This is a genomic window from Brevundimonas sp. GN22, assembly GCF_054824005.1.
In genome coordinates, this window is sequence record NZ_JSYD01000016.1 from 52,180 (window position 1) to 71,630 (window position 19,451).

Genomic DNA, 19,451 nt, shown 5'->3' on the forward strand with positions numbered 1-19,451 from the left:
TCCTTGAGCGGCCAAAAGACGGGTGACGTTGTTCTAGCCCCGTTTGCGCCGTGGTGCCCATACCCGCCGAAACGGCGCCCTGACCATGTGGAAAACCCTAGGCGCCATTTTTCGATTTCTGGGCGCCGAATTGGGGGTTCGGTGGTGCCAACGACGGCGCCCATGAAGATCGGGCGCCAAAGTCATGAACGGCGCCCCGCTCGTCAAATTGGGCGCCAGTTATCTATCCCATGCTGTGGGCAACAATTGATGTCCAATTTTGGCGCCCAAGGACTCACCCACAACGGCGCCCAGAGGAGAGCCCAATTGGATCGGGTGTTTCACGGGTTTTCCCCGTTATCCACACAGGGCTATCCTCCCCGCTGGAATCGTTCTCGCCGAGGCTAGGAAAACATCTTCCACCGACGGGACAACGAAAAACTGTCCCCGTCGTCCCCCGCCCTAATTCCAACTTCCAATTCTAATTTTTATAATTTCGATTTGAGATTGAGCTTGGGGCTTGGGGAACGTTAAAGCCTTTGGTCATGAGCACCCCTCTTATGATCCAGGCTCTTCAGGGCCAGAAAACCGAGCGTCCTCCCGTATGGTTCATGCGTCAGGCAGGCCGTCACCTGCCCGAATATCGTGAGCTGCGGGCCAAGGCGCCGAACTTCATCTCGTTCTGCCTGAACCCGGAGATGGCCGCCGAAGCGACGATGCAGCCCATGCGTCGTTACGGGTTTGACGCTGCGATCATCTTTGCGGACATCCTGCTGATCCCGGGAGCACTCGGCCAAAAGGTCTGGTTCGAGGCCGGCGAAGGTCCACGTCTGGGGGCTATGCCTTCGGTGGAACAGATGATGGCGCTGGCTCCAGAGGCCGGTAACGCCCTCTCAAGCGTCGGTGAGAGCCTTTCATTGGTCCGTGCGCAGTTGGACCCGTCCAAGACGCTCATCGGCTTTGCAGGGGCTCCCTGGACCGTTGCGACCTATATGCTGGACGGAGAGGCCCGGACCATCGGTAAGGGCGAACGCGCTGCGGCTCGCGCCTATGCCTATGCCGATCCGAAAAAGGTCGAGGGCGTACTGGACGCACTGATCGAAAGCACCGCGTATTATTTGAAGATGCAGCAGGATGCGGGGGCCATGGTGCTCAAGATCTTCGAAAGCTGGGCCGAGGGCCTGCCCGACGATCTGTTCGAGACGCTGGTTCTGAAACCCCACCAGAAACTGGTCGCTCGCGCTCGCGAACTGGGCGTGACTGTACCGCTAATGGGTTTCCCGCGCGGCTCGGCCGCTCTGGCCGAGCGCTATGCTGCCGAGTGCGATGTTAACGCCGTGGCGCTGGACACCGCCTGTCCGCTGGAAGTCGGGCAACGCGTGCAACAAATTAAACCGATCCAGGGTGCCCTCGATCCGATGCTGTTACGCGTCGGTGGCGATCAACTGGACCGCCGTGTCGACCAGCTTATGGAAGCGTGGGGGCAGGGGCCCTGGGTGTTCAACCTTGGTCACGGCATCACGCCCGACGTGCCGATTGCGCATGTCGAGCAAGTCTTGAAGCGTATCGGAGCGCAATAAGCCCATGCCGGTCACACCACTGAAATCGGGGTCCGGCCGCCGCATTGCGGTGGTGTTGGCCAATCTGGGCGGACCGGATGGCCCCGACAGCGTCAAGCCGTTCCTGTTCAACCTGTTCAATGATCCCGCGATCATCGGATTGCCGGGTATCTTCCGCACGCCCTTGGCCAAGCTGATCTCCAGCCGCCGCGAAAAGCCGGCGCAGGAGAACTATGCGCTGATGGGCGGCGGCTCGCCGCTGCTGCCGGAGACCCGCAAACAGGCCGAGGCGCTGGAAGTGCAACTGAACGCCAGTCTGCCGCAGGACGAGACACGGGTGTTCATCGCCATGCGCTATTGGCACCCGTTCACGGAAGAGGCGGCCCGCGCTGTCGAGGCGTTCAAGCCTGACGAAGTGGTCTTCCTGCCGCTTTACCCGCAATATTCGACCACTACGACGGCATCGTCGCTGAAGCTGTGGCGCGAAACCTATAAGGGTTCGGGTACCGAGCACGTAGTCTGCTGCTATCCGCAATCCGAAGGCTTTATTGCTGCCCAGGCCCGCATGATCCGGGAGACCTTGGCCAAGGCTGATGGAAAGCCAGTGCGCGTCCTGTTCTCGGCGCACGGTATTCCGTCCAAACTGGTCGCGAAGGGCGATCCCTATCAGGCGCAGGTCGAGGCGACGGTCGCAGCGGTGGTGGCTAAACTGGGGCTGAGCGATTGGGCGATCTGCTATCAGTCCAAGGTCGGGCCGATGGAATGGTTGGGGCCCGCAACGCCAGATGCGATCAAACAGGCCGCTGCCGATGGTGTGGGCGCTTTGGTGGTGCCGATCGCCTTTGTTTCGGAGCATATCGAAACGCTGGTCGAGCTGGATATCGAATACGGCGAACTGGCTCACGAAGTGGGCTGTGCGCCCTATCTTCGCGCTCCTGCCGTGGGTCCGGATGCCGATTTCATCGGTGCCCTCACGCAGGAAACCCTGACAATTTTGGGCGGACAAACGGCGCAGTGTGGTAATGGCAGTTGTGCCTGCGACAACCGCTATGCAAATCCGGCAATGGTTTCGACCCTTTCGGTCGACGTCGCCTGAGCCGCCTTGGGGAAGCTGAATGAACGCCTATGATCTGGCCCGTGGCCTGCACATCATTGCTGTGATCGCGTGGATGAGCGGCATGCTCTATCTGCCACGCCTGTACGCCTATGATGCCGAGCAGAACGAAAAGCCGGAGCCGCTGCGTTCGGAAATGCAAACCCTGCTGCGCACGTGGCAAACCAAGCTGCTGCGCATCATCATCAATCCGGCTATGATCCTGTCGCTCATCTTCGGCATCAGCCTGTTCTGGTTCCGCTCGGGCGAGGGGGCAGACTTCTCGTTCGCGCATCAGCCGTGGATGATGATCAAGCTTCTGGGCGTTGTGGCGCTTCTGGGCTGGCACGGTTTCCTTGCCGCCAGCCGTAAGAAGATCGCCGCCGGCACGTCCACCCGCTCGGGCAAGTTCTGGCGCATGACCAATGAAATCCCGTTCCTGATTGCCATTGTCATGGTTCTGGCTGTGACGATGGAGTGGGGTGCCTAAAACCTTAAGGCACCTTGACCCGCAGGGGCGATCCGTGGTTTCGCTGAGGTGAACCGTGGGGTCAGTGACAGCGCGGTGCCTCTCTTTCGATAGCCCCTGACCGCTTGGCGCTCGGGACCGGCTGTCTCTCCCTATCCGGCCCTGGCCGTATAATTTGCGATAATAGCCAACCGTGCGCCCGCAAGGCGCGTGCGGCTGTGCATATGAGCCTGCATCATGACCGATACGCCTGAAAACGAAGTCGTTGAAAACGCTGCTGAAAATCAAGATGTGCGCCCGCGCCGCACCTTAACACTCGGTGGTGTCAAACCTGCGTCGAGCGAAGCTGACCAGCCCGCCGAAGCCGAGGAAGTCATCGAGAATGACTACACCGGCATCGACACGACGGCAGAGGAAGACGACGACGACGGCGAGCCGCAAGGCCCCAACGGTCGCATCACCCTGCAAGAGCTTAACGAGAAGACGCCGGAAGAGCTGGTCGCCTTCGCCGAAGGTCTGGACATCGAGAACGCCGGCAACCTGCGTAAGCAGGACCTGCTGTTCGCCATCCTGAAGACCCTCGCCGACGAAGAAGTCGAGATCATCGCTTCGGGTGTTCTGGAAATCCTGCCGGACGGCTTCGGCTTCCTGCGAAGCCCCGACGCCAACTATCTGCCGGGTCCGGATGACGTCTACGTCTCGCCGTCGCAGATCCGCCGCTTCGGTCTGCGTTCGGGTGATACCGTCCACGGCGCCGTGCGCGGTCCGCGTGAGGGCGAGCGCTACTTTGCTCTGCTGAAGGTCGACACGATCAACTTCGAAGATCCGGAGATGGTCAAGACCAAGGTCCTGTTCGACAACCTGACGCCGCTCTATCCGGAAGAGCGTCTTAACATGGAAATTCAGGACCCGACGCTGAAAGATCGCTCGGGTCGTGTGATCGACATCGTTGCGCCGCTGGGTAAAGGTCAACGTTGCCTGATCGTGGCACCGCCGCGCGTCGGTAAGACCGTGATGCTGCAGAACATCGCCAAGTCGATTGAAAAGAACCATCCGGAAGTCTTCCTCATCGTTCTGTTGATCGACGAGCGTCCGGAAGAAGTGACTGACATGCAGCGCACCGTGAAGGGTGAGGTTGTCGCCTCCACCTTCGACGAGCCGGCATCGCGTCACGTCGCTGTGGCTGAAATGGTCATCGAAAAGGCCAAGCGTCTGGTTGAGCACAAGAAGGACGTTGTGATCCTGCTGGACTCGATTACCCGTCTGGGCCGCGCTTACAACGCCACCGTGCCGTCGTCGGGCAAGGTCCTGACCGGTGGTGTGGATGCCAACGCCCTGCAGCGTCCGAAACGCTTCTTCGGTGCCGCTCGTAACGTCGAGCAGGGCGGTTCGCTGACCATCATCGCGACCGCCCTGATCGACACCGGCTCGCGCATGGACGAAGTGATCTTCGAAGAGTTCAAGGGCACCGGTAACTCGGAAATCGTTCTGGACCGTAAGGTCGCTGACAAGCGCATCTTCCCGGCCATCGATGTTCTTAAGTCGGGTACCCGTAAGGAAGACCTGATCACGCCGAAGGACCAACTGACCAAGACCTACGTCCTGCGTCGTATCCTGAACCCGATGGGTCCGCAGGACGCCATCGAGTTCCTGCTCGACAAGCTGCGCCAGTCGAAGAACAACTCGGACTTCTTCCAGTCTATGAACACCTAACGGCAAGCTTGGCCATACCAGGCATAACCGTGTTTCACGTGAAACAGAGGAGCGCATCGTATGAAGATCAACGTCGAAGTTGAGTGCACCCCGCAGGAGGCACGCGCCTTCCTCGGCCTTCCCGATGTCGCTCCTCTCAACCACCAACTGGTCGCGGAAATGCAGAAGCGTATGGCCGAGAACATCACCGCGATGCAGCCGGATGAGCTTATGAAATCATGGGCTAATTTCGGCGTTCAGGCTCAGGATCAGTTCCGTCGCCTGATGGAAGCCGCCGTCACAGGCGGCACGACCAAGAGCTAATCTTCTGACATGACCGATACGATTTTCGCTCTTGCGACCCCGCCCGGTCGCGGGGCCGTTGCCATTATCCGCATCTCCGGACCTGCCACCGCAGAAGTCCTGAAGGGGTTGGGCGTGGGCACGGTCAAGCCCCGCTTGGCCAGCGTGCGCAACCTGCGTTGGCAAGAGCAACTGATCGATCAGGCCTTGGTCTTGTTTTTCGTTGGCCCGAACTCCTACACGGGTGAGGACACGGCTGAACTCCACCTGCACGGGGGTAGGGCGGTTATTGAAGCGACGGGAGAGGCTCTGATCGGTCTTGGCCTTCGCCCCGCAGAGGCTGGCGAGTTCACGCGTCGCGCCTTCCAGAATGGACGTATGGACTTGGCGCAAGCCGAAGCCGTGGCCGACCTTATCGACGCTGAAACCAGCGCCCAGAAAGCTCAGGCCTTGGGCCAGTTGGACGGTGCCCTGTCGCAAACCTATGCCACCTTCCGTGCGGACCTTCTGAAGGCCATGAGCCTCGTCGAAGCCGAGATTGATTTTCCGGACGAGGACGTTCCGGACAATCTGGCGCGTACGGCAGGTCCGGTACTCGATAAGTTCATTGCGGACCTTCAGGCTGCATTGGCAGACTCCGACCGCGGTCGCCGCGTCCGTGAAGGTTATCGCATCGTTCTTCTGGGCGAGACCAATGCCGGTAAGTCGTCGCTCTTCAACGCGCTGACCGCACGCGAAGCGGCGATTGTGACGCCCATCGCTGGCACCACGCGCGATGTGCTCGACGCCGACATCGTGATCGGCGGTTATGCTGTCACCCTGTCGGACACGGCTGGCCTGCGAGATAGCGTTGATGTGGTGGAGGCCGAAGGTATTCGCCGTGCACGAGCGCGGGCGGAAAACGCCGACCTGCGTATCTGGGTGCGGTCGCCACAAACCGTCGGTGATGATCCTGCCGCTGACTACATCAAGCCCGGCGATCTTCAGGTTCTGAACAAGTCCGATCTCGGGGCTGTCACGCCCAAGGATGACATCGAACATCTGTCTCTCAGCACTGTCTCGGGGCAGGGGATGGACGCTTTGCACCAGTGGCTGGCCACTCGACTGGCGCGTGATCTGAGCGGCGCGGATTTCCCCGCCGTGACCCGAGAACGCCATCGCCGCCGTCTTGTCGAGGCACTTGAGGCGGCTCACCAGGCACGCCGCGCTCTTGATGTGGCACCTGAAATGGCGGGGGACGACCTTCGTCGAGTCAGCGACGCGCTTTCACGTGTTACTGGAGCTATCGGCGTCGAAGATGTTCTAGGTGAAGTGTTTTCTTCCTTCTGCATCGGTAAATAGCCGTTTCACGTGAAACTTTAACTGCGGCCTCGAGGTGGAGATTTCTGCCCCGATGCACTATGTGATCGCGCATGACCACGACCCCTGACCATAGCTTTGATGTCGTCGTAATCGGCGGCGGACACGCCGGTTGTGAAGCCGCTACGGCGGCCGCGCGCGTTGGCGCTCGCACCCTGCTGCTCAGCCAAAAGCTGGAAACCATTGGCGAGATGAGCTGCAATCCGGCAATCGGCGGATTGGGCAAGGGGCATCTGGTTCGCGAAATCGACGCGCTTGACGGCGTGATGGCAAGACTTGGCGACAAGTCGGGCATCCAGTTCCGTTTGCTGAACCGCTCCAAAGGCGCAGCGGTGCAGGGCCCGCGTAGCCAGATTGACCGCAAGCTCTATCGATTGGCTATGCAGGAAGAGCTGGCGAACTACCCGAACCTGACCCTTATGGGCGCGACGGCCGAGAGCCTGATCCTTGATGGTGATCGCGTGGTCGGCGTGGTGACGGGCACTGGCGAAACGATCAGGGCAGGGGCCGTAGTTCTCACGACGGGCACCTTCCTGAACGGTGTGATCCACCGCGGGGATCTGCGCATTGCGGCAGGCCGTTATGGCGATGACCCATCGGTCGGTTTGGCGGCGAGCCTGCATTCGGCCGATTTGATGATGGGACGATTAAAGACGGGCACGCCGGCGCGGCTGGATGGCCGCACCATCGCCTGGGATCGCCTCGAGAAGCAGGAGGCGGACGCCGAGCCTGTACCGTTCTCCTTCCTCACTGAAAAAATCGAAGTCCCGCAGATCGCATGCGGCGTGACCTATACGACGGAAGAAACCCACCGCATCATCTCTAAAAATCTCGGAGAGAGCGCTGTTTATGGTGGCCGCCTGTCTGGTCGTGGACCGCGTTACTGCCCCTCGATCGAGGATAAGGTCGTACGTTTCGCAGACAAGACAAGCCATCAGGTCTTCCTTGAACCGGAAGGTCTGGACGATCCGACGGTCTATCCGAACGGTATTTCTACTTCAGTATCCGACGCGACGCAGATGGCCTTCCTGCGCACCATGCCGGGTCTGGAGAATGTCGAGGTGTTCCGCTTCGGCTATGCCATCGAGTATGATTACGTTGACCCCCGTGAACTGACGCCTGCGCTCGAAGTGAAGAAGCGACCGGGCCTCTATCTGGCGGGACAGATCAACGGCACGACCGGCTACGAAGAGGCGGGGGCGCAGGGCCTGATGGCGGGCATGAATGCCGCGCGGGCAGTGTCTGGCAAGGATCCCATCGTTTTCGGACGTGACGAGGCCTACATCGGCGTGATGATCGATGATCTGGTCACGCGTGGCGTCACCGAACCCTATCGTATGTTCACGAGCCGCGCGGAATACCGCCTGACGCTACGTGCAGATAATGCCGATGCCCGCCTCACTCAGCTTGGTATTGATGCCGGAGTTGTTGGCACTGAACGTGCCAAGGTATGGCTGGGGAAGGCAGACTGGTTATACTCGGCGAACCGTGTTTCACGTGAAACACGGTTTACGCCGAAGGAAGCGGGCGAATTGGGCATCGCGGTCAATGCCGATGGTCAACGCCGATCCATCCGAGATCTGCTGTCGTACCCGAACGTCACGCTCGATCAGTTCGTCAGCGCCAAGCCGGAGATTTCGGACTGGCCGAAGTCGGTGCGTGAGCAGATCGTCATCGACGCGACCTATGCTAGCTATCTGGACCGTCAGGCGCAGGATGCCGAGGACCTTCGTCGAGAGGAGGGGCTGACCCTCCCAGCGGATCTGGACTATGCATCTATCGGCGCACTGTCCAATGAAGTGCGCGAGAAGCTGTCGATGATCCGCCCGCAGACCTTGGGTCAGGCGGGACGCATCGAGGGCATGACGCCGGGCGCGTTGACGGCTCTTTTGGCTCACGTGAAAAAGGCTCGCGCCGTAGCTGCTGAATTGGCCACGGTTGTCGCCTGATTTCGGATTTCGGAACTGATGAACACTATTTATAAATTCCGTGCCGATACCGGTGCGTCCGACGTCCAGATTGAGGACCTGAAGGCCTTCCTCCAACAGCTGACCGAGGCTAATGAGGTGATGAACCTCGTCGGTCCGGACACCATCCCTGACTTTTGGAATCGCCACGCTTGGGATAGCGCGCAACTGCTTTCCCTCGCTCCCGAGGCCAAGACGTGGGCCGATTTGGGGGCAGGGGCGGGCTTCCCGGGTGTTGTCCTGGCGATCATGATGAAGGGCGTTGAAGGGGGCCATGTCTGGCTCATCGACTCCTTAGGCAAGCGTTGTCGCTTCCTGCAAACAGTCGTCGATGCACTGAACCTGCCCGCGACCGTGATCAATGGTCGCGCCGAAGAGCAGCAGGTTAAGGTCGACATCGTGACCGCGCGCGCCGTGGCCCCGATGGAGAAATTACTCGGTTATGCACAGCCCTACTTCCAACGCGGTGCAAAAGGTCTGTTCCTCAAGGGCGAGAAGGCCGAAGCTGAGTTGAAACAGGCAGCCACTGTCTGGCATTTTGACTCTGACCTGACGGTCTCTCGCAGCGATGCGCGTGGCCGTATCGTTTCAGTGGGGAGTTTGCGTCGTGTCCGCTAAACCGAAAACGACCCGCGTCCTCGCGGTTTCCAATCAAAAGGGCGGGGTGGGTAAAACTACCACGGCGATCAACCTCGGCACCGCGCTGGCTGCGATTGGTGAGAAGGTTCTGATCGTGGACATGGACCCGCAGGGCAATGCCTCGACGGGTCTGGGCGTTCCACGTGAAACCCGTCGCGTGACCATTTACGACGTGATCGTCGACGGCCGCTCGATTGATGAGACGGCTGTCGAGACGGCTGTTCCCGGCCTGTTTATCGTTACGTCCGATCCAGATATGTCCGGCGTGGAAATCGAACTCAGCCAAGCTGACCGTCGCTCCTACCGTCTGCGCGATGCGCTGGAAGCGCAGGGTGCGAACGGCGAGCGAGCATTCGACTACGTTCTGATCGATTGCCCGCCCTCGCTGAACCTTTTGACACTGAACGCCATGGCGGCGGCTGACGCTGTACTGGTGCCGCTGCAGTGCGAGTTCTTTGCGCTCGAAGGTCTGACCCAGTTGATGCGCACTATCGATATGGTGAAACAGAACCTGAACCCGTCGCTGGAGATTCAGGGCCTGGTGCTGACGATGTATGACCGCCGCAACGCCCTGTCGGGTCAGGTGGCTGCCGATGTGCGCTCGCACTTTGGCGACAAGGTTTACGAAAGCGTAATTCCGCGTAATGTGCGCGTGTCTGAGGCACCGTCGTACGGCAAGCCTGCCCTGATCTACGATTTGAAGTGTGCAGGTAGCCAAGCCTATCTCAAGCTGGCGCGCGAAGTCGTCGCCCGCGAACGTCAACGTCGCGAAGTACTCGCGGCTTAAGTAAAAACAATAGCGGAATCCGTATCTTGTCTGAACGTCAACGCGGTCTGGGACGGGGGCTTTCGGCCCTTCTGGGTGAAAACGCACAGGAAGCTGTGGCCGTGGACGCCGCTGCGTCGGCGCCCGCTGGCGTACACCGTGTGCCGATCGAGAACCTGAAGCCCAATCCGGATCAGCCGCGTAAGGTCTTCAAAAAGGAAGACCTCGACGAACTGACGGCGTCGATCCGCGACAAAGGCGTGCTGCTGCCGATCCTCGTGCGCAGCCAGCCGGGCGAGCCGGGCGTTTATCAGATCATCGCGGGTGAGCGTCGCTGGCGTGCGGCGCAGGCTGCCCGCGTCACCTCGGTTCCGGTCGTTGTTCGCGAGATGGACGACGTCGAGGTGCTGGAAGTCGGCATCATCGAGAACGTTCAGCGTGCCGACCTCAACCCCATGGAAGAGGCCAACGCCTACGCCCAATTGATGGAAAAGTTCGGCCGTACGCAGGATGCTGTCGCCGGCGTAGTGGGCAAGAGCCGCTCCCACGTTGCCAACACGCTTCGTCTGCTGCAACTGCCGCCCGTCATTCGCGAACACGTTGTCCATGGCCGACTGACGGCGGGTCACGCGCGCGCTCTGATCACTGCGCCAAACCCACTGGAACTGGCCGATGAGATCATTTCCAAGGGCTTGAACGTCCGCCAGACCGAAATGCTAGCGCGTAAATCGGCTGAAGGTCCGAAGGTTTCCAAGCCCAAGGCTCCGGTTAACAGCGAAGGCGCGGCGGATATCGCCGCACTCGAGCAAGACCTGTCGGACGCGCTGGGCCTCAAGGTCGCGCTGGCTGATAATGGCGGTAAGGGCGTGATTACGTTGAACTATTCGACGCTTGAGCAGCTCGACGACCTTTGCCGTCGTTTGATGCGCGGTTAACCCCGCGTTCCATCAATCTCTAGGCGACGGGCCTTTCGGGGCCCGTTGTGCTATGAGCCACGGTATGACCGAACAATCCCCCAAACCGACCCAAGCTGAAACCATGCGTCGCGCTCTGGCTGCCAAGAAGGCAGCTAAGACCAAGGCTCAAGGCATCGGCAGCGGTATGGACGCCAAATCGCTGGAAAAACAGTTGCAGCGAGAAGCCGCCGCGATGAACAAGCCCGCTTTCCGCCGGATGTCACACCGCGGTTAAAGGCCCATGCGGCGAGCGCGGGCACCGATTTCGAGCAGCAGGCGCTCTGCGATCAGGTGCTCGGGCATACCGGTCGTCTTGGTGGCGACATCCGCGATATTGACGCTGTTCAGCACCTCGTCGAGCGCTTCGAGACGCCAGCTTCGGGCCTGTCGCAGCATTTCAGCTTCCTGCTTCCAGAAAACGCCTGCGGCCTTGGCGGCTTCTTTTGCGCCGCTGCCGTTTGCTTGCAACACATTGATCCGGCGCAGTTTTCCGAGATGGATCGAAACCATCCGCACGGCCATGACAGCGCTTTCGCCCTCGGCCAATGCGCGGCGCAGGCCTGCCTGCGCGGGGCCAGCACGACCGCCAAAGGCTTGAAGCGCCGCGTCGGACAGGGAGGCATCCGGCTCTACGCCCAGATGCTGGTCCAACTCTTCGATATCAATCGTCTTACCGGAACCTGGTCCGATATAGAGGATTAGGCGCTCGATTTCTTGCCGCATCAAGCCACGCTCGCGCGGCAGGCGGGCAACAAAACGATCCAGAGCATCGGACGTCAGCCCGACCTTGTCGGCGCTCAGAGCCTCACGGGTCATGCGCGCGACGTCGCCGACCTCGTCTTCATAACAGGCGATAGCGGCAGCCGCGCCCGCCTTTTCAGCGGCTTTGCGCAGAGCGGATTCGCGACCTAAAGCGCCCGCTTCGACGACCAGAAGTGCGTCGGGGTTATATTGACCCTCTGCGTGGGCCGTAAGAGCCGCTGCGACGGCCTTATCGACGCTCGCCTTGGGATCACCCAGTCGTACCCGCACCAACCGCCTGTCGCCCAGCATGGAGAGGGCCGTGAGCGCTTCTTCCAGCTTGATGGGATCGGCGTCGATGTCCGCTTCAGTCAAGGATGTGACGTTAAAGGGGTCATTCAGGTCGGGCGTGACCGTCTTGCACAGTGTAACGGCACGTTCCTGAACGCCGGAACGGTCCTTGCCGTGGATCAGGGCCGCACGGATCTGGCTGTCCGGAGACTTTAGAAACCGCTCGATATCAGGTCGTTTGGCCAGGATCACGCGGATGACTCCGGGCGATCAGCGCTGGCCGAGGACACGCATCAGGTCCAGTCGCAACAGACGCGCCAAATCGGCGGCTGCGCGGTCCTCGCCGTCCTGCTGGGCGGCAATGGCGGCATAGGGCTGGTCAGCCGACGCGTAGGTCGTGGTGGTGGCGCGCTCGCCCTTGATCGGCTCGCCGCCAGCCAGCGGAACCAGCGTCCACGTTGCCTTGAGGGTCAGCTGATAGCGGGTGGCTGTATCATCGATGCGGCGACCCAGCGGTAGGCGCGACTGCTCTACCGTCGTATCAAGTCGATATTGCGGGGGCAGGGAGGCATTGCGACCAAACGCGTCCTCCAACTGCTCGCGCAGGCGATAGCCCAGTCGGTCATCGGGCGTCGAAACCGCAACGCGCGACAAGGTACTACCGATCGCACCTTCCCCCGTCTGACCATAGATCGGGGTGAACCCGCACGCCGAGACCAGAGCGGCTACGGCGGCAAGGGCAGACAGGGGAAGGATGCGTTTCATCAGTTGGCTACCAGGTTCACAATGCGATTCGGCACCACAATCACCTTGCGGACCGTCAGGTTGTTGGCCTCAAGGTAGGCCTTAACGGTCGCATTGGCGAGTGCGGCGGCTTCAACATCGGCCTGATCGGCACCGCGCGGCATTTGAACCTCGCCGCGACGCTTGCCGCCGATCTGCACGGGCATGACGACTTGATCGTCAGCCGCCAGCTTGGCGTCATAGACGGGCCATTCGGCTTCCAGAACCATGCCGTCCATGCCCAGACGGGTCCAACCCTCTTCGGCAAGGTGCGGCGTGAAGGGCGCAACCAGACGGGCGAGGGCCGACAGAGCGGTCTTCTTGGCTTCGCCACCCGCTTTGGCATGGTCTTTCAGCACACCGAGGAAGGCGTACAGCTTTGCGATAGCCGAGTTGAAGCGGAAGCTGTCGATGCCTTCGCTCACGGCCTTGATGGCTTTGTGCGTTTCACGGATCAGGCTGGCATCGACGTCGGCATTGGCTGGTGCCGATGCGTCATAGGCGTCGAACTCGTTCCAGACGCGCTGGACGAAGCGCGAAGCACCTTCAACGCCACCGGTCGACCATTGCACGTCACGCTCCGGCGGGCTGTCCGACAGAACGAACAGACGACCAGCGTCAACGCCATAGGTCTCGATGATGTCGACAGGCGCGACGACATTCTTCTTCGACTTCGACATCTTCTCGACTTCACCGATACTGATTTCAGCGCCGGTCGAGAGGCGACGCGCGATGCGCTTGCCATCGATGTGTTCGATCTGGACGTCGGTCGGCTCGACCCATTTGGGCTTACCGCTCGGCTCGTGGCCGTCGAAATAGGTCTCGTGAACCACCATACCTTGGGTGAACAGACCCGCGAACGGCTCTTTCACGTCCATCAGGCCAGCGTCCGACAGGGCGCGGGTGATGAAGCGTGCGTACAGCAGGTGCAGTACCGCGTGCTCGATGCCGCCGATGTACTGGTCTACCGGCAGCCATTTGGCAGCCGCAGCCTTGTTGATCGGGATCGAGGCCTTCGGATCGGTGAAGCGCGCGAAATACCAGCTGGAGTCCACGAAGGTATCCAGCGTGTCGGTCTCGCGGCGGCCCGGCTTGGCGCAGGTCGGGCAGTTGACGTGCTTCCACGTCGGGTGGCGATCCAGCGGGTTGCCCGGCACGTCGAAGGTGACGTCCTTGGGCAGTTCGACCGGCAGTTGGTCGGCCGGAACCGGCACTACGCCGCAGTCTTCACAGTGGATGACCGGAATCGGGCAGCCCCAGTAGCGCTGGCGGCTGACGCCCCAGTCGCGCAGGCGGTAGATGGTCGCACCCTTGCCGGTGCCGGCAGCTTCGATCTTGGCGATCGCGGCGGCCTTGGCCTCCTCGATCTCCATGCCGTTCATGAAGTCCGAGTTGAACAGCACGCCCGGACCCGTATAGGCCTCGTCAGCAACGGTGAAGGTTTCGTCGGCGTCGTGCGGACGCACCACGGCCTTGACCGGCAGGCCATATTTGCGAGCGAAATCAAGGTCGCGCTGGTCGTGGGCAGGGCAGGCGAAGATGGCACCCGTGCCGTATTCCGACAGGATGAAGTTGGCGATCCAGACCGGCACTGCCTCGCCGGTGAACGGATGTTTGCACTTCAGGCCGGTGTCCAAGCCGATCTTCTCGGCTTGTTCGATTTCGGCTTGCGAAGCACCGCCCTTACGGCATTCGGCGACGAAGTCGGCCACGTCCGGATTGGCGTCGGCCAGCATCTTGGAGATGGGATGGTCAGGAGCCAGACCGACGAAGGACGCGCCATAGAAGGTGTCCGGACGGGTGGTGTAGATTTCCACGCCGTCTTCGAAACCTTCAGGCGCGGTGCCCGCGAAGGCCCACTTCATCTGCAGGCCCTTGGAGCGACCGATCCAGTTTTCCTGCATTAGTCGGACCTTGTCCGGCCAGCGGCCTTCAAGTTCCTTCAGGCCGTCGATCAGGTCGTCGGCATAGTCGGTGATGCGGATAAACCACTGGGTCAGCTTGCGCTTTTCAACCAGAGCACCCGAACGCCAGCCGCGGCCGTCGATGACCTGTTCGTTGGCCAGCACGGTGTTGTCGACCGGATCCCAGTTGACCGTGCCTTCCTTGCGGTAGACGAGGCCACGCTTCATCAGCTCCAGGAACCACGCCTGTTGCTGGCCATAGTACTCCGGATCGCAGGTCGCCAGTTCGCGCGACCAGTCCAGCGACAGGCCCAGCAGCTTCAGCTGCGAGCGCATGTTGTCGATGTTAGAATAGGTCCAGTCGCCCGGATGCACACCACGTTCCATGGCGGCATTCTCGGCCGGCATACCGAACGCGTCCCAGCCCATCGGGTGCAGAACGTCAAAGCCTTGCGCGCGCTTCCAGCGGGCGATGACGTCGCCCATCACATAGTTGCGGGCATGACCCATATGGATGTTGCCCGACGGATAGGGGAACATCTCGAGGACGTAATACTTGGGACGACCGGTGTCCTCGTTAGGTGCCGTAAAGACGTTAGCATCGGCCCAGCGGGCCTGTTGGCGAGGTTCGGTAACTTTGGGCTCGTAGCGGGCCACGGCGTATCCTAGGCAATGCCTCAGACGGGACGCGAGAGGCAGGCCTGAGGACTAGCGTTAAAGTAAAAGAAGAGAGAGCAGCCCTTAGCGGGCTGCGTTGGAGAGGTTGAGCTGGCGAGCCTTGGTCAGGATCGCGTTCTCGAGATCGGTTTCGGTCTGCGCGGCGACCGGGGCAGACACCCACTGACCGCTGGCGTCACGCACTTCCTTGGTGACGGCCACGTTCAGGGCGTCGGCACGCAGGCGGCGGTCCAGAATGAAGACGGTGGCCTTGAAGCGCTCGTTTGGCGTTTGCGGGTTCGCGTACCAGTCGTAGTTCACGACGCCGCCCCACGGGTCAGCCGAGGCCAGAGGCATGAAGGACAGGGTGTCCAGGGTCGCCCGCCACAGATAGGCATTCACGCCGATGCCAAGGCGATCTTCAACCGAAGCAACCTTTTCGGTCTTCTTACCGACGAACGGCAGGCTGGAGCAGCCGCTTACGAGCAGGCCAGTAGCGACCAGGGCGATAGCAGCGCCACGAACAAAAGCCATTCCAAGATCTCCAAAAAGGTCTCGACGTAAAGGCACTCGGGATTCACAGCCAAATCGCTGGATCACCAGACACCGGAATGTTGCTCTATAACACGCTGAAAAGGGGGTGTGACAAGCGTGGGTGCGACGTCGGGCATTATATCTGCATGGCGTGCAACAACATTGGCCACATTCCGCCGATCTCCTAGCTTGGCCATATTGGTGGTCGAGTAAATTCGTGACGCTTGAGACACAGGTCGGGACGGACTCGCACCGGAACGCCTCCGAGGTGCAGCCGTTTTCGGTGGGAGCCGTTGACCCTGACGATCAGCGGTGTCTAATCGCGACATCTGTTCCTGTGGACAGATTGGTTTGGCGCTCGTCCTACCCCTCAGGGTGTACGGGCTTGGAATGGACTTGGGTTTGATGCGCATCGGCGTAACAGGTCTGGCGGTTGTAGGCGCACTGGCACTCGCCAGCGTGTCCACCGACGCGCTTGCCCAGTCGCGTAGTGCCCAAGTCGGTCTGGCCCAAGCTGCCAACACCCCCGCCGCCGAACGTTCGGGCCTGAACACGCAAACCCGCCGTGGTCTGCGTTGGAACGAGAGCGGGCGCTGGGGTCTGAACCTGAACCTCAATCAGCCTGTGGGTCGCGGTACCGACTGGGGCGATGTGGAGGCAGGGGCCTTCTATCGCGTCAACCCGCGCCTTCGCGTCGGCGCTGCCGCCAATCTTGCCACGCGCGAGACCGATCCGGCCCGCGTCGAGGAAACCGATCGCCGCACGCAACCGCGTGTGCGTCTGGAAACCATCTTCAAATTCTAATCAGCCGCTAAAGGCCGCCTGGATAGCGTCTATTCCGGCGATCCCGCACGCCTGTGTGTCGCGCAGCCGATGCGCGTTCTCGGCATTGATCCCGCCCAGCGCATAGGCAGGGCAGGGCAGGCCCTCGATCAGAGCGTTTGCTCCGGTGACGCCCAGTTCGACCTTGTCCGCCGAGGAGCCGCCGGCCGGAAATACTGGTGAGACAACAAAAGCGTCCAGAGCGTGTGCGCTACGGCGACCAAGCGGGCCGTGCAGGGCACTGGTAATGACCCAGTCGGGGTTGGCCGCACGCAACGAGTTTGCCCGATGCATGTCGTTTTCCGGTAGGTGAATACCGTCTGCAGAAATCTCCCGCGCGAGGACCTCGTCTTTGCCCACGAGAAGGCGCAGACCGGCCAAATCGCATGCTGCCCGCAAACGCTGTCCCACCTCGCGGGCATCGGGTCTGGAAAAAGCGCGATAGACGACGCCTGCTCCCTGCGGCATCCGTTCCGCTACGCGCCACGGCGTGGGGGTGCGCGCAGGGTCGGTAAAGAACAGCAATGGCGGTATATTGCGGCCATACGGGCTGACACCGCCCGAACGGCGCGCTAGTGCCAAGGCGGTATGCCACAGGATGTCTGCGTCCCGAGGAAGAGTCATGACCGCCACTAATCCTGCTTTTTCCGCTGCGTCCATCTCCGAAAACTTCGCGCGAACCCGCGAGCAGATCGCACGTACCTGTATCGAGGCCGGACGGCAGCCCGACGACGTCATCCTGACGGCTGTCAGCAAAACCCAAAGCCCCGAGGCGTTGAGTGCTGCTCTGGCTGTTGGGCAAAAGGTCTTTGGCGAAAACCGCGTTCAGGAGGCCTATCAGCACTGGGCGCATCAGCGCGAAGGACTTGAACTTCGCCTCATCGGGCCGCTGCAAACCAACAAATCCGAGGATGCGGTCAAACTGTTCGATGTGATCGAAACACTGGACCGCGAAAAACTGGCCAAGGCGCTGGCAGATGCGATGGCCAAGTCGGGGCGCAGCGTTCGCGTTCTGGTGCAGGTCAATACCGGCGCAGAGCCGCAGAAAGCCGGGGTCATGCCGCAGGATGCGGATGCTCTCATCGAAATAGCGCGGATGAAATACGGCCTCGCCGTCGAGGGCGTAATGTGTATCCCGCCCGTTGATGAAGACCCAGTCCCGCATTTCCAGCTTTTGAAAAATATCGCCGACCGCAACGGTCTGGCCGTCATCTCCATGGGCATGAGCGGGGATTTCGAGGCAGCTATTCGCTGCGGTGCGACACACGTTCGGGTGGGTTCGGCACTGTTTGGTGCCAGAAATCCGGCAAAAACCGGATGATTGTGGCCGATTAGGGCAGAGTGGCTCTTGGCTTACGCCGTTCGGGTCGCCATTGTTCTTATATGCCGACGCCCAAGACGATCCTGATCATCGATGACGACGACGATCTGCGCGAAGCCCTCGCAGAACAACTCGCGCTTCACGAAGAGTTCCGCCCGGTACAGGTCGCCAATGCGACAGACGGGGTCAAACAGGCCCGCGAAGCGCGCGCTGACCTCATTCTGCTCGACGTCGACCTGCCCGACATGGATGGCCGCGAGGCCTGCCGCCTGATCCGCAAGGCTGGGGTCTCAACACCCGTCATCATGCTGACGGGGCAGTCATCGGATTCCGACGCCATTCTGGGTCTGGATTCCGGTGCCAATGACTATGTGACCAAGCCTTTCCGGTTTGCTGTCCTTCTGGCCCGTATCCGCGCCCATCTTCGTAGCCACGAACAGTCCGAGGACGCGGTCTTCCAGATCGGCCCGTACGAATTCCGTCCGGCTTCCAAGGTGATGGTGGACGCAGGCGGCAAAAAGGTTCGTCTGACGGAAAAAGAAACCAACATCCTCAAATACCTCTATCGCGCAGGGACCAAACCGGTGTCGCGCGAAGAGCTGCTGACCGAGGTGTGGGGCTATAATGCAGGGGTCACCACCCACACGCTGGAAACCCACATCTACCGTCTGCGTCAAAAGATCGAGGCCGAGCCGGGTCAGGCCAGACTGCTGCTGACTGACGCTGGTGGTTATCGCCTCCAGCCCTGATCGGCATCCCGAATACAAAAAGCCCGCTGACGGATTTCCGCAGCGGGCTTTTCTTGGTCACGAGGCCTGTCTCAGCCCAGACGGGGCATTTTCAGACGGCGCTTGTTGGCGTGGGTCTCCGGTGCGGCACCCAGGGCTTCGGGCACTTCACCCTTGAAGTAGTATCGCTGCCACGCTTCCTTCACGGCGTCCGGCTCGAAATTGGCCAGCCGCTGGTTGAAGTCGGTGCGGGCACGGTTCCATGCCTCGAACTGGCCCTGCATCACCGGATTGGATTCCAGCGTACGGATGACAGGCTCGAACTGTTCGACGCGGCGGTGCTCTACCGGCTGGATGAAGCAGAAGGGCTCGCCCTTTTCGAACTTTACGCGGCCCGGACGGGTGAAGATCCAGTTCATCGTGAACGGGAAGGGCAGCCAGTCCGTCTCAATCAGACCTTCCAGTGGCTGGATGCCGTCCTTCACATGGTTGGGCGAGCCCTTGGCAATAAGGCCCCAACCCGGAGGCGTGCGGAACAGGTATTGCGGGTGCATCGTCACGACGCCGCGCGAGAAGTGCGAGGTGACGAAATGGTCCATGTTCTGGACCGGATGGTCGGACTTGATGGTGATATCGGTCTGGGCCGGACCACCATTCCATTCGGCGCTGAAACCGAACGGGCACAGGATTTCCCAGCCCGTCGTATTGGCCATCGTCAGCGGCAGGCAGCGATAGGGATGTCGAGACGCAAAGGCGTCCATCCAGTTACGCGACTGTCGCCCCGGCACCAGATCGCACGGGCGTGCGCTCATCGGATAGCATTCCAGTTCCAAGTCTCGGCTCCACAGGCTATCGGTTTCTTACGCCATCTCCCTAAGTGGCCCGATA

Annotated in this window: 20 protein-coding genes; 14 read left to right on the forward strand and 6 right to left on the reverse strand. The window is 60.9% G+C overall.

The genetic code is table 11. The annotated features are described in order from the left end of the window. Positions 1-524: 524 nt before the first annotated feature. The 11 genes from hemE to OB03_RS03025 all read left to right on the forward strand — a co-directional run bounded on the left by hemE (position 525) and on the right by OB03_RS03025 (position 11,017). On the forward strand, positions 525-1,559 hold the full coding sequence (hemE, locus tag OB03_RS02975; RefSeq protein ID WP_461343186.1) for a uroporphyrinogen decarboxylase: 1,035 nt from the start codon (positions 525-527) through the stop codon (positions 1,557-1,559). A gap of 4 nt (positions 1,560-1,563) precedes the next feature. Further along, the gene (gene hemH / locus OB03_RS02980; protein WP_461343187.1) at positions 1,564-2,634 is read left to right on the forward strand and encodes a ferrochelatase; all 1,071 of its coding nucleotides are present in this window, start codon (positions 1,564-1,566) and stop codon (positions 2,632-2,634) included. A 19-nt stretch (positions 2,635-2,653) separates the two neighbouring features. Continuing rightward, positions 2,654-3,121: a CopD family protein gene (locus OB03_RS02985; RefSeq protein WP_242912548.1), complete on the forward strand. Its 468-nt coding sequence runs from the start codon at positions 2,654-2,656 to the stop codon at positions 3,119-3,121. A 216-nt stretch (positions 3,122-3,337) separates the two neighbouring features. Further along, on the forward strand, positions 3,338-4,813 hold the full coding sequence (gene rho / locus OB03_RS02990) for a transcription termination factor Rho (protein ID WP_242912547.1): 1,476 nt from the start codon (positions 3,338-3,340) through the stop codon (positions 4,811-4,813). Positions 4,814-4,873: 60 nt separating this feature from the next. Beyond that, complete coding sequence (locus tag OB03_RS02995) at positions 4,874-5,116, forward strand: DUF6489 family protein (RefSeq protein ID WP_461343188.1); 243 nt, start codon at positions 4,874-4,876, stop codon at positions 5,114-5,116. A gap of 9 nt (positions 5,117-5,125) precedes the next feature. Then, positions 5,126-6,436, forward strand: coding sequence for a tRNA uridine-5-carboxymethylaminomethyl(34) synthesis GTPase MnmE (gene mnmE, locus OB03_RS03000; protein WP_461343189.1), 1,311 nt, complete (start codon positions 5,126-5,128; stop codon positions 6,434-6,436). A gap of 71 nt (positions 6,437-6,507) precedes the next feature. Next, positions 6,508-8,403 (forward strand): tRNA uridine-5-carboxymethylaminomethyl(34) synthesis enzyme MnmG, encoded by a 1,896-nt coding sequence (gene mnmG / locus OB03_RS03005; RefSeq protein WP_461343190.1) that lies wholly within the window; start codon positions 6,508-6,510, stop codon positions 8,401-8,403. Positions 8,404-8,421: 18 nt separating this feature from the next. After that, positions 8,422-9,039, forward strand: a complete 618-nt coding sequence (gene rsmG, locus OB03_RS03010; protein WP_461343191.1) for a 16S rRNA (guanine(527)-N(7))-methyltransferase RsmG — start codon at positions 8,422-8,424, stop codon at positions 9,037-9,039. Then, positions 9,029-9,847 carry a ParA family protein gene (locus OB03_RS03015; protein ID WP_242912542.1) on the forward strand — a complete coding sequence of 273 codons (819 nt, stop codon included), beginning with the start codon at positions 9,029-9,031 and terminating at the stop codon, positions 9,845-9,847. Before rsmG ends, OB03_RS03015 begins: the two co-directional genes overlap by 11 nt. A 26-nt stretch (positions 9,848-9,873) precedes the next feature. Continuing rightward, the gene (locus OB03_RS03020; protein ID WP_242912541.1) at positions 9,874-10,761 is read left to right on the forward strand and encodes a ParB/RepB/Spo0J family partition protein; all 888 of its coding nucleotides are present in this window, start codon (positions 9,874-9,876) and stop codon (positions 10,759-10,761) included. A gap of 64 nt (positions 10,762-10,825) precedes the next feature. Continuing rightward, the gene (locus tag OB03_RS03025) at positions 10,826-11,017 is read left to right on the forward strand and encodes a hypothetical protein (RefSeq protein ID WP_242912540.1); all 192 of its coding nucleotides are present in this window, start codon (positions 10,826-10,828) and stop codon (positions 11,015-11,017) included. Here OB03_RS03025 and holA read toward each other — a convergent pair. The 4 genes from holA to OB03_RS03045 all read right to left on the reverse strand — a co-directional run bounded on the left by holA (position 11,014) and on the right by OB03_RS03045 (position 15,692). Further along, the gene (gene holA / locus OB03_RS03030) at positions 11,014-12,066 is read right to left on the reverse strand and encodes a DNA polymerase III subunit delta (RefSeq protein ID WP_242912539.1); all 1,053 of its coding nucleotides are present in this window, start codon (positions 12,064-12,066) and stop codon (positions 11,014-11,016) included. The two genes, OB03_RS03025 and holA, sit on opposite strands and share 4 nt — an antisense overlap. Before the next feature lie 18 nt (positions 12,067-12,084). Next, positions 12,085-12,579 (reverse strand): LPS assembly lipoprotein LptE, encoded by a 495-nt coding sequence (gene lptE, locus OB03_RS03035; protein WP_461343192.1) that lies wholly within the window; start codon positions 12,577-12,579, stop codon positions 12,085-12,087. Then, positions 12,579-15,158, reverse strand: a complete 2,580-nt coding sequence (gene leuS, locus OB03_RS03040) for a leucine--tRNA ligase (protein ID WP_242912537.1) — start codon at positions 15,156-15,158, stop codon at positions 12,579-12,581. Before leuS ends, lptE begins: the two co-directional genes overlap by 1 nt. Before the next feature lie 84 nt (positions 15,159-15,242). Further along, entirely contained in the window at positions 15,243-15,692 is a 450-nt protein-coding gene (locus tag OB03_RS03045) for a DUF3576 domain-containing protein (protein WP_242912536.1), read from the reverse strand. Between the two features lie 390 nt (positions 15,693-16,082). Here OB03_RS03045 and OB03_RS03050 point away from each other — a divergent pair, with 390 nt between their 5' ends. Further along, entirely contained in the window at positions 16,083-16,496 is a 414-nt protein-coding gene (locus OB03_RS03050; RefSeq protein WP_242912535.1) for an NtrZ family periplasmic regulatory protein, read from the forward strand. Here OB03_RS03050 and OB03_RS03055 read toward each other — a convergent pair whose 3' ends face one another. Beyond that, positions 16,497-17,138, reverse strand: a complete 642-nt coding sequence (locus tag OB03_RS03055) for a thiamine phosphate synthase (RefSeq protein ID WP_461343193.1) — start codon at positions 17,136-17,138, stop codon at positions 16,497-16,499. Between OB03_RS03055 and OB03_RS03060 the strand changes: the two genes are divergently transcribed. Further along, the gene (locus OB03_RS03060) at positions 17,137-17,835 is read left to right on the forward strand and encodes a YggS family pyridoxal phosphate-dependent enzyme (RefSeq protein WP_461343194.1); all 699 of its coding nucleotides are present in this window, start codon (positions 17,137-17,139) and stop codon (positions 17,833-17,835) included. The two genes, OB03_RS03055 and OB03_RS03060, sit on opposite strands and share 2 nt — an antisense overlap. A 62-nt stretch (positions 17,836-17,897) precedes the next feature. Next, the gene (locus OB03_RS03065; RefSeq protein WP_461343195.1) at positions 17,898-18,584 is read left to right on the forward strand and encodes a response regulator transcription factor; all 687 of its coding nucleotides are present in this window, start codon (positions 17,898-17,900) and stop codon (positions 18,582-18,584) included. Positions 18,585-18,655: 71 nt separating this feature from the next. Here the strand turns inward: OB03_RS03065 and OB03_RS03070 are convergent, their stop codons facing one another. Then, on the reverse strand, positions 18,656-19,396 hold the full coding sequence (locus tag OB03_RS03070) for a DUF6065 family protein (protein ID WP_242912531.1): 741 nt from the start codon (positions 19,394-19,396) through the stop codon (positions 18,656-18,658). Positions 19,397-19,451 lie beyond the last annotated feature (55 nt).